This window comes from Enterobacter sp. BNK-34 (assembly GCF_048684445.1).
GTDB classification, from domain to species: domain Bacteria; phylum Pseudomonadota; class Gammaproteobacteria; order Enterobacterales; family Enterobacteriaceae; genus Enterobacter; species Enterobacter pseudoroggenkampii.
This window is the reverse complement of the sequence record NZ_JBLQUA010000001.1, coordinates 4,322,641-4,337,937: the sequence shown is the minus strand read 5'-3', so window position 1 is coordinate 4,337,937 and position 15,297 is coordinate 4,322,641. Positions and strand designations below refer to the sequence as shown.

Annotated in this window: 13 protein-coding genes and 3 tRNA genes; 9 read left to right on the top strand and 7 right to left on the bottom strand. The window is 56.4% G+C overall.

The features are described from left to right. The first annotated feature begins 198 nt into the window (after window positions 1–198). A complete protein-coding gene (yoeI, locus tag ACMGG5_RS21440; protein WP_099458931.1) occupies window positions 199–261 on the top strand; it encodes a membrane protein YoeI in 63 nt (20 codons plus the stop codon). After that, on the top strand, window positions 251–1,609 hold the full coding sequence (plaP, locus tag ACMGG5_RS21435; protein WP_008499462.1) for a putrescine/proton symporter PlaP: 1,359 nt from the start codon (window positions 251–253) through the stop codon (window positions 1,607–1,609). Before yoeI ends, plaP begins: the two co-directional genes overlap by 11 nt. Window positions 1,610–1,708: 99 nt before the next feature. Here the strand turns inward: plaP and sbcB are convergent, their stop codons facing one another. Beyond that, window positions 1,709–3,145 carry an exodeoxyribonuclease I gene (gene sbcB, locus ACMGG5_RS21430; RefSeq protein WP_420278635.1) on the bottom strand — a complete coding sequence of 479 codons (1,437 nt, stop codon included), beginning with the start codon at window positions 3,143–3,145 and terminating at the stop codon, window positions 1,709–1,711. Between the two features lie 198 nt (window positions 3,146–3,343). Here sbcB and dacD point away from each other — a divergent pair, with 198 nt between their 5' ends. The 4 genes from dacD to ACMGG5_RS21410 all read left to right on the top strand — a co-directional run bounded on the left by dacD (window position 3,344) and on the right by ACMGG5_RS21410 (window position 6,748). Further along, window positions 3,344–4,510, top strand: coding sequence for a serine-type D-Ala-D-Ala carboxypeptidase DacD (dacD, locus tag ACMGG5_RS21425; RefSeq protein WP_420278484.1), 1,167 nt, complete (start codon window positions 3,344–3,346; stop codon window positions 4,508–4,510). A 119-nt stretch (window positions 4,511–4,629) separates the two neighbouring features. Continuing rightward, the gene (gene sbmC / locus ACMGG5_RS21420) at window positions 4,630–5,103 is read left to right on the top strand and encodes a DNA gyrase inhibitor SbmC (RefSeq protein ID WP_024908068.1); all 474 of its coding nucleotides are present in this window, start codon (window positions 4,630–4,632) and stop codon (window positions 5,101–5,103) included. A 92-nt stretch (window positions 5,104–5,195) separates the two neighbouring features. Next, window positions 5,196–6,254 carry an FUSC family protein gene (locus tag ACMGG5_RS21415; RefSeq protein ID WP_024908067.1) on the top strand — a complete coding sequence of 353 codons (1,059 nt, stop codon included), beginning with the start codon at window positions 5,196–5,198 and terminating at the stop codon, window positions 6,252–6,254. 158 nt (window positions 6,255–6,412) lie between these two features. Then, entirely contained in the window at window positions 6,413–6,748 is a 336-nt protein-coding gene (locus tag ACMGG5_RS21410; RefSeq protein ID WP_008499467.1) for a DUF496 family protein, read from the top strand. 47 nt (window positions 6,749–6,795) lie between these two features. On the opposite strand, the gene ACMGG5_RS21405 is transcribed toward ACMGG5_RS21410, so the two are convergent. Together ACMGG5_RS21405 and ACMGG5_RS21400 are read right to left on the bottom strand one after the other, a co-directional pair. After that, window positions 6,796–7,131: a gamma-glutamylcyclotransferase family protein gene (locus tag ACMGG5_RS21405; protein WP_024908066.1), complete on the bottom strand. Its 336-nt coding sequence runs from the start codon at window positions 7,129–7,131 to the stop codon at window positions 6,796–6,798. A 53-nt stretch (window positions 7,132–7,184) separates the two neighbouring features. Then, window positions 7,185–7,260: transfer RNA gene (locus tag ACMGG5_RS21400), tRNA-Asn, on the bottom strand. Window positions 7,261–7,421: 161 nt separating this feature from the next. Here ACMGG5_RS21400 and emmdR point away from each other — a divergent pair. Beyond that, complete coding sequence (gene emmdR, locus ACMGG5_RS21395; RefSeq protein WP_139210916.1) at window positions 7,422–8,876, top strand: multidrug efflux MATE transporter EmmdR; 1,455 nt, start codon at window positions 7,422–7,424, stop codon at window positions 8,874–8,876. Window positions 8,877–8,979: 103 nt separating this feature from the next. Further along, window positions 8,980–9,055: transfer RNA gene (locus ACMGG5_RS21390), tRNA-Asn, on the top strand. Window positions 9,056–9,197: 142 nt separating this feature from the next. Here ACMGG5_RS21390 and ACMGG5_RS21385 read toward each other — a convergent pair. The 3 genes from ACMGG5_RS21385 to shiA form a co-directional block, all read right to left on the bottom strand. After that, a complete protein-coding gene (locus tag ACMGG5_RS21385) occupies window positions 9,198–10,964 on the bottom strand; it encodes an aminopeptidase P family protein (RefSeq protein WP_420278483.1) in 1,767 nt (588 codons plus the stop codon). An 18-nt stretch (window positions 10,965–10,982) separates the two neighbouring features. Further along, the gene (locus ACMGG5_RS21380; RefSeq protein ID WP_157189415.1) at window positions 10,983–12,437 is read right to left on the bottom strand and encodes an AMP nucleosidase; all 1,455 of its coding nucleotides are present in this window, start codon (window positions 12,435–12,437) and stop codon (window positions 10,983–10,985) included. A gap of 73 nt (window positions 12,438–12,510) precedes the next feature. Beyond that, a complete protein-coding gene (shiA, locus tag ACMGG5_RS21375; RefSeq protein WP_048992409.1) occupies window positions 12,511–13,824 on the bottom strand; it encodes a shikimate transporter in 1,314 nt (437 codons plus the stop codon). A gap of 191 nt (window positions 13,825–14,015) precedes the next feature. Between shiA and ldtA the strand changes: the two genes are divergently transcribed. Further along, the gene (gene ldtA, locus ACMGG5_RS21370) at window positions 14,016–14,915 is read left to right on the top strand and encodes a L,D-transpeptidase (RefSeq protein WP_420278482.1); all 900 of its coding nucleotides are present in this window, start codon (window positions 14,016–14,018) and stop codon (window positions 14,913–14,915) included. 133 nt (window positions 14,916–15,048) lie between these two features. On the opposite strand, the gene ACMGG5_RS21365 is transcribed toward ldtA, so the two are convergent. Beyond that, a tRNA-Asn gene (locus tag ACMGG5_RS21365) sits at window positions 15,049–15,124 on the bottom strand. Window positions 15,125–15,297: the final 173 nt, after the last annotated feature.

The following is a 15,297-nucleotide window of genomic DNA, read 5'->3' as shown; positions in this document are numbered from 1 at the left end:
CGTTGCAAAGTATTGCCTTTTGTATCCGATGTGGGGCAAAATGCCGCCGCTGCAACCAAATGAATAATCGACGATATAAAAGGCGTCGGTTATTTTTTTTTGCATGTACGAAACGAAACTAAAAACCAAGAGGCCGGGCTTCGTACCGGATAGATATTTACTAAAATCCGACAGTTGTTGTCGCTGAGGAAGAAAGAAATGGGGCAATTTTTCGCTTACGTGGCGGTTATTACCGTAAAGGAGAATAACTATGTCGCATAACGCAACTCCAAACACCTCTCGCGTGGAATTACGTAAAACGCTTACGTTGATTCCGGTTGTTATGATGGGCCTGGCCTATATGCAACCAATGACGCTGTTCGATACATTCGGTATCGTATCGGGCCTCACCGACGGTCATGTGCCGACGGCTTATGGCTTCGCGCTGATTGCGATCCTCTTTACCGCGCTGAGCTACGGTAAGCTGGTGCGTCGCTATCCGTCTGCCGGTTCTGCCTACACCTATGCCCAGAAATCCATCAGCCCGACGGTTGGCTTTATGGTGGGCTGGTCTTCGCTGCTCGACTACCTGTTCGCGCCGATGATCAACATTCTGCTGGCAAAAATCTATTTTGAAGCGCTGGTGCCGTCGATTCCCTCCTGGATGTTCGTCGTGGCGCTGGTGGCCTTTATGACGGCCTTTAACCTGCGCAGCATCAAGTCCGTTGCCAACTTTAACTCCGTTATCGTTGTGCTTCAGGTTGTCCTGATTGCCGTTATTCTTGGCATGGTGATCTATGGCGTGTTCCACGGTGAAGGCGCTGGCACGCTGGCGAGCAGCAAACCGTTCTGGTCTGGTGATGCGCATGTGATCCCGATGATTACCGGGGCAACCATTCTGTGCTTCTCCTTTACCGGTTTTGACGGGATCAGCAACCTGTCTGAAGAAACCAAAGATGCAGAGCGCGTGATCCCGCGCGCCATCTTCCTGACGGCGCTGATTGGCGGTCTGATCTTTATTTTCTCGACCTATTTCCTGCAGCTGTACTTCCCGGATATCTCTCGCTTCAAGGATCCGGATGCGTCTCAGCCGGAAATCATGCTCTATGTGGCGGGTAAAGCGTTCCAGGTCGGCGCGCTGATCTTCTCCACCATCACCGTACTGGCGTCCGGTATGGCCGCTCATGCAGGCGTTGCGCGTCTGATGTACGTAATGGGCCGCGATGGCGTATTCCCGAAAAGCTTCTTCGGCTACGTGCATCCAACATGGCGTACCCCGGCGATGAACATTATCCTGGTCGGTGCGATCGCGCTTCTGGCGATTAACTTTGACCTGGTGATGGCAACGGCGCTGATTAACTTCGGTGCGCTTGTGGCGTTTACCTTTGTTAACCTGTCGGTTATCTCTCAGTTCTGGATCCGTGAAAAGCGTAACAAGACGCTGAAAGATCACTTCCAGTATCTGTTCCTGCCGATGTGTGGTGCCCTGACCGTAGGTGCGCTGTGGGTTAACCTGGAAGAGAGCTCGATGGTGCTTGGCCTGATTTGGGCGGGTATCGGCCTGGTTTACCTGGCCTGCGTCACGAAGAGCTTCCGTAACCCGGTTCCTCAGTACGAAGACGTCGCGTAAGACTGTGTCGGGTGGCGGCTACGCCTTACCCGACCTACAAAACCCAAGCGGGCAAAAAAAAGCCGGAGACATCGCCTCCGGCTTTTTTATACCCATCGATCAAACTATCTCTTGCGCGTACTGGAACAGGGATTTCAGCAGCGCCTGTTTCTCAGCATTCCCTTCATACTGGCCATAAAGCATTTCCAGCTCTTGGGCGTAGCTGTGCAGATACTCTGGCGTAAACACGTTGCGACGGTGCTGCAGCCAGCGTTCCTGCTCTGCTTCATCCAGGGTTCCCGGGTAGTTACGCGCGCGATAATTAAACATCAGCTTTTCAATACGTTTATCGGCGAAGGTGATATCCAGGGCAGGCAAGTTACGCGGCTCGGTTTGCAGAACGATATTCATTGCAGCGCGATCGGCATCGCTGAAGAAACCATTATAGAGCTGGGCATCCACGTTTTCTGACGGTACGAACGGCTCGGCTTCGGCAAAAATGGCGACCACCTTCTCGCGCACCTGCGGGTTTTCGCGCAGCACTTTCAGGTTATCGAGGCAGTGCTGCCGGTTAATGCCCAGCCTGTCTGCATCTTCCGGGCGCAGCGTATTGGCCTGCGCCAGGACCGGACATTTATTGATATGCACCAGTTTGACCGGCACCGCAGGCAGATCGCCGAGTTCATTCTTCGGCGTGTACAGCCGTTCGCGCAGGGTATCGCTGTCGGGCTCCAACAGCGGCGAAATATCGCCGGCCAAATCCACCATAATCACCGCATTGCGGTTGTCCGGATGCCAGGCCAGCGGGGCGACCCAGCTGGTATTACCGCGCCAGGCGCCAAACATGCCGGAAATATGCACCAGTGGCTTCATCTGCGGCACATCAATCAGCGTGGTCAACTTCTGTTTACTGCGGTGGCTCAGCAGATACTCGAACAGTCGTGGCTGCGCGCTTTTCACCAGCTTCGCCATGGCAATGGTGGCATAGACGTCCGCCATCGCGTCGTGGGCATTGCTGTGCTCAATACCGTTGGCGCGGGTCAGGTGTTCCAGCCGGAAGCTGGTCAGCCCTTCCTCATTTTCCGGCCAGTTAATGCCTTCGGGACGCAGGGCGTAGCAGGCGCGCATGATGTCGAGCAAATCCCAGCGCGAATTGCGGTTCTGCCAGCTCCAGGCATAGGGATCGTAGAAGTTACGATAGAAGATATTGCGCGTCACTTCGTCATCGAAGCGGATGTTGTTGTAACCGACCACGCAGGTATTGGGGACGGTAAACAGGTCGTGGATGCGTCGGGCGAATTCTGCCTCGTTAACGCCTTTTTCCCGCGCTTCCTGAGGAGTGATCCCGGTGACCATCACCGCGCCGGGCTGCGGCAGGTAGTCATCCGCAGGCTTGCAGTAAAAGACCTCTGGCTCGCCAATGATGTTAAATTCGTCGTCGGTACGGATGGCGGCAAACTGCGCCGGTCGGTCCAGCGCCGGGTGAGTGCCAAAGGTTTCATAGTCATGAAATAAAAAAGTCGGGCGAGCGGCAGAGTCAGACACCAGTAATACCATCCTGTTAAAAAATGACGTCACTATGGTAAACGATCGTGCGGTCGAGACCGAATAAAAAGCACCTCCGCATCGCAGATTTGCGCGCCAGCTTCAGAGAAAAATCTGCGTTCTGTCACATTTTTTTGCAATTAAGCCAGGTAACGACATCAGAACTCCCGTAAAAAGGTCATCGATTTTTAATGACCTGAGGATATACCGTTGAAACGCCGTCTGTTTATTGCTGTTTCTTTACTCGCTTCGAGTGTCTCATCTGCTTTTGCGGCCGAACCACTGGATTTTTCGCCGCAGCCTCCGGCCATTCAGGCTGGCTCCTGGGTGCTGATGGATTACACGACTGGTCAGATCTTAACGGCGGGCAACGAACATCAACAACGCAATCCGGCGAGCCTGACCAAGCTGATGACGGGGTATGTGGTGGATCGGGCTATTGATAGCCACCGCATTACCCCGGACGACATCGTCACCGTAGGGCGCGATGCCTGGGCAAAAGGGAACCCGGTGTTTGACGGTTCATCGCTGATGTTCCTGAAAGAAGGCGATCGCGTCTCCGTGCGCGACTTAAGTCGCGGCCTGATTGTCGATTCCGGCAACGACGCCTGCGTGGCGCTGGCCGATCACGTGGCGGGCGGTCAGCCGCAGTTTGTGAAGATGATGAACGACTACGTGCAGAAGCTGAACCTGCGCGATACGCATTTTGAAACCGTCCACGGGCTGGATGCGCCGGGCCAGCACAGCTCGGCCTATGACCTGGCCGTACTCTCCCGCGCCATCATCCACGGTGAGCCCGAGTTTTATCATATGTACAGCGAAAAGAGCCTGACCTGGAACGGGATCACCCAGCAAAACCGTAACGGCCTGCTATGGGATAAAACCATGAACGTGGACGGGCTGAAAACAGGGCATACCTCGGGGGCGGGTTTTAACCTGATTGCGTCCGCCGTTGACGGCCAGCGCCGGTTAATCGCGGTAGTGATGGGGGCGGACAGTCCGAAAGGGCGCGAAGACCAGGCCCGGAAACTGCTGCACTGGGGGCAGCAGAATTTCGATACGGTGCAGATCCTGCATAGCGGTAAAAAAGTGGGGACAGAGCGGATCTGGTACGGCGATAAGGAGCAGGTGAAACTGGGTACCGATCAGGACTTCTGGCTGGCCCTGCCGAAAGCGGAAGTGCCTAACATCAAAGCCAAATACGTACTGGATAAAAAAGAGCTGGAAGCGCCGATTTCCGCGCACCAGCGGGTCGGGGAGATCCAGCTCTACGACCGGGACAAAGTGGTGGCGCACTGGCCGCTGGTGACGCTGGAAGCCGTTGATAAAGGCGGCCTGTTCTCTCGTCTGAGCGATTATCTGCACCACACGCTCTAACGGCAGATGAGCAGACTGGCAGGGTTGCGAGTCTGCTCACATAATAAACACTCCTCGTTTGCTGATAATAGTAATCCGGTTTTATAGTGTATAAATATACAGTAATAAGCGGAGGCAGCATGGACTACAGCATTAAGCAGCAACAGAAACGTAAGATTGCCGGTTTTCATTTGGTCGGACCGTGGGAGCAAACGGTAAAACAGGGCTTTGAACAGCTGGTGATGTGGGTCGATGGGCGTCACATTGAGCCGCTGGAGTGGGTTGCAGTTTACTACGATAACCCGGATGAAGTCCCGCCAGAAAAACTGCGCTGTGATACGGCCGTTACGGTACCGGATGATTTCGTTATCCCGGAAAACAGCGAAGGCGTCATGATGACGGAAATCGCGGCCGGGGATTATGCCGTGGCGACGGCGCGCGTGGAAAACTACGACTTCGCCACGCCGTGGTATCAGTTCTTCAATTCCCTGCTGCAGGACAATAAGTACCAGATGGCGCTCAAACCTTGCTTCGAACGCTATCTCAATGACGGCAATGCGGACGGTTACTGGGATATCGAAATGTATATCGCGGTAGAGCATAAAACGGTTTAAGCCTGCTAAGTGAAGGGTTTTTCAGCCGGGAGCGATCCGCCCGGCCGAAAACACAGTACAATTGTGATTTGCCGTGTAGCTGGAGAGCGGGTGTGCGTCCCGACAAATCATTAACCCCTTTTGAAATTCGGTTGTACAAACACTACCGCGTGGTGCATGGGTGCCGCATCGCGCTGGCTTTCGTGCTGACGTTTGTACTGGTGCGTTTATTGGATGTTCCGGAAGGGACGTGGCCGCTGATCACGCTGGTGGTGGTGATGGGGCCCATCTCGTTTTGGGGGAACGTTGTTCCGCGCGCTTTAGAGCGAATTGGTGGGACGGTTTTAGGCTCAGCCCTTGGGCTTATTGCTCTGAAGCTGGAGCTCATCTCATTTCCCGTTATGCTGGCGTGGTGCGGTGCCGCCATGTTCCTGTGCGGCTGGCTGGCGTTGGGTAAAAAGCCGTATCAGGCGCTGCTGATCGGTATTACGCTCGCGGTGGTGGTCGGTGCGCCCGCCGGGGATATGACCACGGCGCTGTGGCGAAGCGGGGATGTCATCCTGGGTTCACTGCTGGCGATGCTCTTCACCGGTATCTGGCCGCAGCGTGCTTTTCTGCACTGGCGTATTCAGATGGCCAGCTACGTCACCGCGTTTAACCGCGTCTATCAGGCCGGTTTTTCCCCGAATCTGGTTGAACGCCCGCGCCTGGAAAAGCACCTGCAGACCATCCTTAACGACGTGGTCAAAATGCGCGGCCTGATCACGCCCGCCAGCAAAGAAACCCATATTCAGAAATCAATTTTCGAAGCTATCCAGACGGTAAGCCGCAATCTGGTCTGCATGCTTGAGCTGCAAATCAACGCCCACTGGGCCACGCGCCCCAGCCATCTGTTGATGCTTAACGCGCAAACCCTCAAAGAGACCCAGCAGATGACGCAGCAAACGCTGTTGACCATCGCTCATGCGCTTTATGAAGGGAACCCGCAGCCGATACTGGCCAACAGCGAGCGACTGAACGAGATTGTCGCGGAGCTGAAGCAGTTAATCAATGAACGCCAGAGCGATAACGTGGCGGAAACGCCTATTCATGGCTATGTCTGGCTGAGCATGGAACTGGCGCGGCAGCTTGAGCTGTTATCGCACCTGATTTGCCGGGCGCTGCGCAAATAAAAGGCGTATGTGACGGCTGCTGCTTCGATTCAGCAGCAATTGGGGTTATGATAGCTTTAAACGATATACTCATTGTCATTCGCAGCCGCTGTCAGTAAGGTTATTGTTACAGCGGTTGCCTTAACGAATCCGAATCTCACATTATCAGGGGTGTAAAAATGGAAACTACCAAGCCTTCGTTCCAGGATGTTCTGGAATTCGTCCGCCTGTTCCGCCGCAAAAACAAACTGCAGCGTGAAATCCAGGACGTTGAGAAGAAGATCCGTGACAACCAGAAACGTGTTCTGCTGCTCGACAACCTGAGCGACTACATCAAGCCAGGCATGAGCGTTGAAGCTATTCAGGGCATCATCGCCAGCATGAAGAGCGACTATGAAGACCGTGTTGATGACTACATCATCAAAAACGCTGAGCTGTCCAAAGAGCGTCGCGACATCTCCAAGAAGCTGAAAGTGATGGGCGAAATCAAAAACGGCGAAGCAAAAAGCGAGTAATCGCAGCGAATAGTGAAAAAGGCTCTCTGGTGACAGAGAGCCTTTTTTTATGACGCAGAATGGGGCTGTAGCTGATAAATCCAGGCTTGGACCTGCTTGCCTTCAGCAGTGGTCACCGTGACCTCAACCCGATCGTAGCCGTCTTCAAACTCATCCAGCATTGGCCAGTGTGCGGCAAGGCTATCAGAGATAAACAGATAGCCTTCGACGCGGGGTCCGTTAGGGTGGAGCACGATCCCCGGAAAGTCCGCCGCAGCGCCCCAGCCGCGTTCGTAAAACGTACCGGATACGGAACCGGCCAGCCATTCGCCGCCAATCTTTTCAAGAATATGCGCATTAGAGTGGCCCGGTCGCAGCGTGCCGTAGACAAACAGAGCGTTCATTTTCCCTCATCCGCAAAGCAAAAAGCCTGCTTTAAAAGCAGGCTTTTTAAATTTGGCTCCTCTGACTGGACTCGAACCAGTGACATACGGATTAACAGTCCGCCGTTCTACCGACTGAACTACAGAGGAATCGTTGTGGAGGCTTATCTTAGCGGCGAAAAAAGTTTTGTCAAACCTGATCTTAGGGAAAATCGACTGATTGCTGATTCTGTCGTCAGTTTGTTGTAAATCCACACATCTTTTTCCGGAAAATACTTTGCAGGATGAGCATTTCTCCCCCATCATTTGAAATGGAGTTTCAACTTTTCTCGCTAAGGTCCATTTTGAACGTTACTGCCTCCTTACGCCAGGCGATCGTGCGCACGCCATGGTATGCAAAACGTAAAAGCTATCGGGTTCTCTTCTGGCGTGAAATCACCCCCCTTGCCGTGCCTATCTTCCTGGAAAATACCTGCGTTTTGCTGATGGGGGTCCTGAGCACCTTCCTGGTGAGCTGGCTGGGGAAAGAGGCGATGGCCGGGGTGGGGCTGGCGGACAGCTTTAACATGGTGGTGATTTCGTTCTTTGCCGCCATAGACCTCGGGACGACGGTGGTGGTGGCCTTTAGCCTCGGCAAGCTGGACCCCAAACGTGCACGCGAGGCGGCCCGCCAGTCGCTGATGATCATGACCATTTTTTCAATTGTTCTGGCGGCGGTGATCCACTATTTCGGCAAAGAGATTATCGACTTTGTCGCCGGGGAGGCAACAAACGAGGTTAAAGACCTGGCGCTGACCTACCTGGAAATGACCGTCATCAGCTATCCGGCGGCGGCCATCGCCCTGATTGGTAGCGGTGCGCTGCGCGGGGCGGGCAACACCAAAATTCCGCTGCTGATCAACGGCGGAATGAATATCCTGAATATCATTATCAGCAGCGTGCTGATTTACGGTGTGTTCTCGTGGGACGGGCTGGGGTTCGTCGGCGCCGGGCTGGGGCTGACCATTTCACGCTATATCGGTGCGGCAGCCATCATCGGGGTGCTGATGGCGGGGATCACTCCCTCGCTACGTCTGACGCTGAAAAGTTATTTCCGCCCCTTTAATTTTGCCATTATCTGGGAAGTGATGGGGATCGGCATTCCTGCAAGCATTGAGTCGGTGTTGTTTAACGGCGGGAAATTGCTGACGCAGATGTTTGTCGCCGGCATGGGCACCGACGTGATCGCCGGTAACTTCATCGCCTTCTCCATCGCCTCGCTGATTAACCTGCCGGGTAACGCGCTGGGCTCTGCATCAACCATCATCACCGGGAAACGGCTCGGGAAAGGGCAGATAGGCCAGGCGGAGCGACAGCTGCGGCACGTCTTCTGGCTGTCGACCATTGGACTGACCGTGATTGCCTGGGGAACCGCCCCGTTTGCCGGGCTGATGGCTTCGTTCTATACCCACGAAGACGACGTTAAAGAGGTCGTTAAGATCCTCATCTGGCTCAATGCGGCCTTTATGCCCATCTGGGCGGCCTCATGGGTACTGCCCGCCGGGCTAAAGGGCGCGCGCGATGCCCGCTTTGCGATGTGGGTGTCGATGCTAGGCATGTGGGGATGTCGCGTCGTGGCGGGGTATACGCTCGGGGTGATGCTCGGATGGGGAGTGGTCGGCGTCTGGCTGGGGATGTTCCTCGACTGGGCCGTGCGGGGCGCGCTGTTCTACTGGCGGATGGTCAGCGGGCGCTGGCTGTGGAAATATCCGCGAAAAAATGCCTGACAATTGCGCGAAATGGAGAATAATTCGGCAAACGATCGGAAATATGCATTCTGCCTTTGACATCCCGGGGAGGCATCGCTACTATGCGCCTCGTTCACACGATTCCTCTGTAGTTCAGTCGGTAGAACGGCGGACTGTTAATCCGTATGTCACTGGTTCGAGTCCAGTCAGAGGAGCCAAATTTAAAAAGCCTGCTTTTAAAGCAGGCTTTTTGCTTTTCTGCGCAAGGTAAATGCAAAACGGCAACCTTGTTGCCGTTTTTAGTGTGTGCACCCTCTCCCGTGGGAGAGGGTTGGGGTGAGGGCACCAGACCGCACGAAATTACAAACTAATCGGCGCCGTCGCCTCAATCAGCCACGGACGCGCATCGCTGTTCACCAGAGGTGACAGCGCCTCGCGTACCTGCTGGTGATACGCATCCAGCCACTGCTTTTCCTGATCGCTCAACAGATGCAGCTCAACCTGACTTAAGTCGATCGGGATCAGCGTCAGCGAGGCAAACCTGCAGAACCCTGGACGGCTCTCCACAATCTCCACCTGGTTTTCGATACGAATACCGTGGCTGTCGCCCAGATAGTAGCCCGGTTCAATCGTCATTATATTGCCCGCCACCAGCGGCCACGGGTTGACCTTTTTGGCGATGCGATGCGGGTTCTCATGGATCAGCAACTGGTGTCCCACGCCATGTCCCGTGCCGTGATCGTAATCCAGCCCCATTTCCCACAGCGGACGACGCGCGAAGGCATCCAGCTGATGCCCCTGAGTCCCGGAAGGGAACTGCAGGGTAATCAGCGACAGGAAGCCTCTCAGCACGGCGGTGTAGTGAAGGCGCTGCTGCGGATCGACCTTACCCCATGCCAGCGTGCGCGTAGCGTCGGTGGTGCCATTCACATACTGGCCGCCAGAATCGTTCAGGTAAAAATGGTTATGGCCGATGGGCTTATTGCTGGCCTCGCTCGAATGGTAGTGACACATTGCCGCATTGCTCGAAGAGGCGGAGATGGTTGCAAAACTCTGCTCGATGAACCCAGGCTGCTGTTGACGGAACGCAAGCTGCTGCGCCTGAACCTCCAGCTCTGTTAGCGGATTCCCTGCCGCCTCGCGCAGCGGCACTTCGCGGCTCAGCCAGGCCAGGAAGTTGACCCAGGCGGCACCGTCCTGGTGATGACACTCGCGATAACCTGCCAGCTCGACCGGGTTTTTGGTGGCCTTTATCAGGGTGATGGGGTCAGTCCGCCAGACAATTTCTCCCCGTGGCTCAATGGCGAAGCGCAGAGCCACCGGCGCGGAATCGGCATCAATCATCACCCGTTTGCCTTCAGCAATCTGCTGACAGCGTTCGATAAAAGCGTCCTGCGGCGCAATGGTAAACGCATTGCGTACTTCTCCAGGCAGGGCGCTGAGTTTATTGTCGTTAACAAACCACTCAACGTGACCGTCACGACCAAGAAGGGCAAAGGAGAGCGGTACCGGGCTGTAAGGGATATCCGCGCCACGCACGTTCAGCAGCCAGGCAATGTTATCCGGCAGCGTAACGGCGAGATAATCAGCATTGTTTGCGGCCAGCACGGCGGCGACGCGCAGACGTTTGTCCTCGCTGCTTTCACCGCAGTGTTCAACCGGCATTTCCCGGATAAGCCCCGCCGGTGCGGCAGGGCGGTCAGTCCATAGGGCGTCAAACGGCGAGGCCTTGAGAGGAACCAGCTCGCACGGCGTGGCAGACAGTTGCTCAAACTCCGAGTTGGTCATCAGCAGCGGATCAAAACCGATGCGCGTCCCGGCCTCCACGTTTTCCGCCAGCCATTCTGCCAGCGGCTCGTTGTGCAGGTGGTGGATCTCAACCTCATCCGTATTGACCTGAACGCGAGCCTGAACCTGATAGCGCCCGTCGACGAACAGCAGCGCTTTGTTTTTCAGCACCAGCGCCACGCCGGCCGAACCGTCAAAGCCCGTCAGCCAGGCCAGCTTTTCGTCGTAGGGCGCGCAGTATTCGCTCTGCCACGCATCCGCACGCGGGACGATCATCCCGTCGAGATGGCTGGCCTCGAGCCAGCGGCGCAGGGCAGAGAGCGGAGATGTGCTGGACATTGTTTTTCCTTATCGTTATTAGCGGAACGGCGGCTCGTTGAAGGTGCGCAGCTTGCGGGAATGGAGCCTGTCACCTTCTGCCCGCAGCAGGTCAATGGCGCGAATACCAATCTGCAGATGCTCTGAGATAGCCCCCTCATAGAAGCGGTTGGCCTGCCCCGGCAGCTTAATTTCGCCGTGCAGCGGCTTATCTGAGACGCACAGCAGGGTGCCGTAGGGAACGCGGAAGCGATACCCCTGCGCGGCGATGGTGGCGCTCTCCATATCAATTGCCACCGCGCGGCTCAGGTTGAACCGCAGCGCGGAGGCGGAGTAACGCAGCTCCCAGTTGCGGTCATCCGTCGTGACGACCGTACCGGTGCGCAGGCGCTGCTTAACTTCTTCACCCGGCATGCCGCTGACCTCTTTGGTAGCGTCATACAGCGCGCGCTGTACCTCCGCGATGCTCGGGATTGGGATATCCGGCGGCAGCACCGCATCCAGCACGTGGTCATCACGCAGATAGGCGTGGGCGAGCACGTAGTCGCCAATCAGCTGGCTTTCACGCAGGCCGCCGCAGTGGCCGATCATCAGCCACACGTCCGGACGCAGCACCGCCAGATGGTCGCAGATGGTTTTGGCATTTGACGGGCCCACGCCGATGTTAATCAGCGTAATGCCCTGGCCGTCGGCGGTGATCAGGTGCCAGGCGGGCATCTGGTGCTTTTTCCACGCCAGGTCGGAGATAGCCTGCTCGGGCGCTTCGGTCTCCGCGGTGATCCAGATCCCGCCCGCGCAGGACAGCGCGATATACGGGCTTTCCGGGTCGAGGATCTGGCTGCAGCCCCAGCGGACAAACTCGTCAACGTAGCGGGTGTAGTTGGTAAAGAGGACGAACGGCTGGAAATGTTCGACGGGCGTGCCGGTGTAGTGGCGCAGTCGCGCCAGGGAGAAATCGACCCGGCGGGCATCAAAGTGCGACAGGGGAGAAAATTCTGCCGGGTGATAGATCCCATCGGCCGTCTCATCGCCAATCTGTGAAAGCTCCGTCGTCGGGAAGTGGCGGGTCAGCCCCGCGCTCATTGAGCGATCCAGCGTTAGCGCCGAGCCGTCTATCACGTACGGATAAGGGATTTCATGCTGCGAGGGCTCAACGTGAATGTGCGCGCCGTAATCCTGATACAGCAGCGTCAGCTGTTCTTCAAGATACGGGCGGAAAAGTGCCGGGCGGGTAACGGTGGTACTGTAGCAGCCGGAGTGGGTAAAACGGGCGTAGGCGCGGGTTTTCGGTGTCGTGCTGGCGCTGCCGTCCCAGGTCACAGAGAGCGATGGATAAACAAAAAGGCCCTCGGTTCTGGCCTTTTCGTCGGGAAGTTTCCCTGTTTCGATATATTCGCTGATGGCGCCGCGTAGCGCGTTGACGGACTGTTCGTACAGCGCGTCGAGTTTTTCCAGCGCCTGAGCCGGGGTCAGGCTGGAGCCCTTATTATTCATCTCTGTCTCCTTGTTCCACAGGTATGCGACTCTACCCGATAGTATGTCACACGCCTGTGAAACAAAAGTGAGATCAGCGGTGGCTCGTCTCTTTCATCAGTAGCGCCGTTGCCGCCGACAGCAGGCAGCCGGCCAGCAGATAAATCGCCACGCTGTGCCAGTTTCCGCCGGAGAAGGTCACCAGCGCGGCGGCAATAAACGGCGTAAACCCGCCGCCGACCACGCTTGCGACCTGGTAACCCACGCCCGCGCCGCTGTAGCGGTAGCTGGCGCCGAACAGTTCGGTAAACATCGGCTGCTGTACGCAGACCACCATATCGTGAGCGATGTTCGCGAGCATGATGGCAAAGAAGACAATCCAGAAGATCGACTGCGCCTCCAGCGCCATAAAGAATGGCCAGGCGCTGAGGCTCCCAATCAGCGCGCCGGTGATGTAGACGCGACGGCGGCCAAACCGGTCCGCCAGCCAGGCGAAGCAGGGTATCGTCAGGCAGCTGATCCCGCCGACCAGCAGGCCGATATTCAGGAACAGCTCGCGCGGCAGGCCGAGATTCTGCGTCGAGTAGTTCAGCGCAAAGGCGGTGACGATATACATCGTCAGCAGCTCGCACAGGCGCAGGGCGATAATTTTCAGAAAAGCGCCAGGGTGCCGAATCAGGGCTTCCATCACCGGCAGCCGCTTTTTGACGGCCGGTTTTTCCTGCTGCTTTTCGAACTCAGCCGACTCTTCCATCCCGTTACGGATCCACAGCGCGGCGATGACCAGCACGATGCTGAAGATGAACGGAATGCGCCAGCCCCAGCTCAGGAACTGCTCGTCGGTGGTGAGCTGGCTGATTAACGACACCAGCCCTGTAGAAAGTAACAGCCCTACGCCGTACCCGACCTGCACGCCGCTGCTGTAAAACGCTTTCTTATTTTTTGGCGCGCTCTCAACGGATAACAGCGCCGCACCGCCCCATTCGCCGCCTACCGCGAAGCCCTGAATGGCGCGTAATGTCACCAGCAACACTGGGGCCCACCAGCCAATGGCGGAAAACGACGGGAGAATGCCAATCAATGCGGTGGCGATCCCCATCATCCAGACGGTGAGCATCAGCATGCGCTTGCGGCCAAGACGGTCGCCGAAGTGGCCGAAGATCACCCCGCCCAGCGGGCGAAACAGAAAGCCGACGCCGAAGGTGGCAAACGCGGCGAGCGTGCCCATCGCGGGGCTGACCTGGGGAAAAAACTCGCGGTTGAACACCAGCGCGGCGGTAATGCCGTAAAGCAGAAAATCATACCAGTCGACGACGGCACCCGCGAAGCTGCCGAGTGCGGCGCGGCGGGCACGATTGAGCGAAGGGGTCTCCTCGTTGGGACGATCGGAGATGAGGGTGGAGTCCATAGTTGTCCTGTCTGCACTTATTTTTAATTATTGGTATAAGAAAAGGTCACTCACATTGCGCCCGTCATATAAACGGAATCTATGAGACTACCGCGACAGGGGGCCTGTGCAAACTGATTTTATTTCCTGATGGGTAATGCAAAACGGCTACGCTATGCTTAATAAAGAGCGAAGCGACTGAGGAAGGGAAGATGTGTCGTAAAGAGGCGTTGGGCTGTCTTGCTGCATTACTTATCAGCCAGAGCGTGCAGGCGGTGAGCTATCCTTTACCGCCGGCGGGCAGCCGTCTGGTAGGGAGTTCGCAGGTCATTACCGTGCCGGATCATAATACATTACCGCTTGAGGCCTTTGCCGCGCAGTACGGGCAGGGGCTAAGCAATATGCTGGAAGCGAACCCGGGGGTGGATCCTTTTTTACCCAAATCCGGCACCCGGCTGGTGATCCCCCAGCAGCTCATTTTGCCCGACACCGTTCGCGAGGGGATTGTCGTTAACGTGGCGGAAATGCGCCTCTACTACTACCCGCCTGGTGGCAATACCGTTGAAGTGCTGCCCATCGGCATCGGTCAGGCCGGGCGTGAAACCCCGCGTAACTGGGTGACGGCCGTTGAGCGTAAGCAGGTGGGGCCAACCTGGTCTCCGACGCCGAATACGCGCCGTGCCTATGCGGCAGAAGGGAAAACGCTCCCGGCATTCGTGCCCGCCGGGCCGGATAACCCGATGGGGCTGTATGCCATCTATATCGGCAGGCTCTATGCCATTCACGGCACAAACTCGAATTTTGGCATCGGGCTGCGGGTGAGCCAGGGCTGTATTCGCCTGCGTAATAACGACATCAAATACCTTTTCGATCATGTTCCCGTCGGAACTCGCGTGCAGCTTATCGATCGGCCCGTTAAAGTCACCACGGAACCGGACGGCAGCCGCTGGGTGGAGGTTCACGAGCCATTATCGCGTAACCGCGCGGAGTTTGAATCGACCCGGAAAGTGCCTCTGCCAATGTCAGCCGCGCAGCGGACGCAGTTGATAAACGAGGGGGCGGGAGCCGAACTGGAACGGCGGTCAGGGATGCCGGTTAAGGTAGGCATGTAAGGGGATTGTGCGGGCTGGTGCCCTCTCCCACGGGAGAGGGTGCACACACTAAAAACGGCAACCTTGTTGCCGTTTTGCATTTACCTTGTGCAGAAAAGCAAAAAGCCTGCTTTAAAAGCAGGCTTTTCAAATTTGGCTCCTCTGACTGGACTCGAACCAGTGACATACGGATTAACAGTCCGCCGTTCTACCGACTGAACTACAGAGGAATCGTGTGAACGGGGCGCATATTATCGACCTGCGTTCACCTTGTCAAAGGGTGGATCGCCGCCTTTCGATCGTTTGCTGACAAAATCGGCAAAGTGATGTTTTTGGCAGCGGAATGCACCGCTTTGGTGCGGGTATATCCCTAATGGGGCAGATCATAAACTGCTGTTTCGGT

Bases quoted from the DNA above. Each gene is read 5' to 3' on its own strand.
- emmdR (WP_139210916.1), top strand. From the start codon at position 7,422: ATGGAGTTTCAACTTTTCTCGCTAAGGTCCATTTTGAACGTTACTGCC.
- ACMGG5_RS21385 (WP_420278483.1), bottom strand. From the start codon at position 10,964: ATGTCCAGCACATCTCCGCTCTCTGCCCTGCGCCGCTGGCTCGAGGCC.
- ACMGG5_RS21380 (WP_157189415.1), bottom strand. From the start codon at position 12,437: ATGAATAATAAGGGCTCCAGCCTGACCCCGGCTCAGGCGCTGGAAAAA.
- shiA (WP_048992409.1), bottom strand. From the start codon at position 13,824: ATGGACTCCACCCTCATCTCCGATCGTCCCAACGAGGAGACCCCTTCG.
- ACMGG5_RS21405 (WP_024908066.1), bottom strand. From the start codon at position 7,131: ATGAACGCTCTGTTTGTCTACGGCACGCTGCGACCGGGCCACTCTAAT.
- sbmC (WP_024908068.1), top strand. From the start codon at position 4,630: ATGGACTACAGCATTAAGCAGCAACAGAAACGTAAGATTGCCGGTTTT.
- sbcB (WP_420278635.1), bottom strand. From the start codon at position 3,145: ATGGTATTACTGGTGTCTGACTCTGCCGCTCGCCCGACTTTTTTATTT.
- plaP (WP_008499462.1), top strand. From the start codon at position 251: ATGTCGCATAACGCAACTCCAAACACCTCTCGCGTGGAATTACGTAAA.
- ldtA (WP_420278482.1), top strand. From the start codon at position 14,016: ATGTGTCGTAAAGAGGCGTTGGGCTGTCTTGCTGCATTACTTATCAGC.
- ACMGG5_RS21410 (WP_008499467.1), top strand. From the start codon at position 6,413: ATGGAAACTACCAAGCCTTCGTTCCAGGATGTTCTGGAATTCGTCCGC.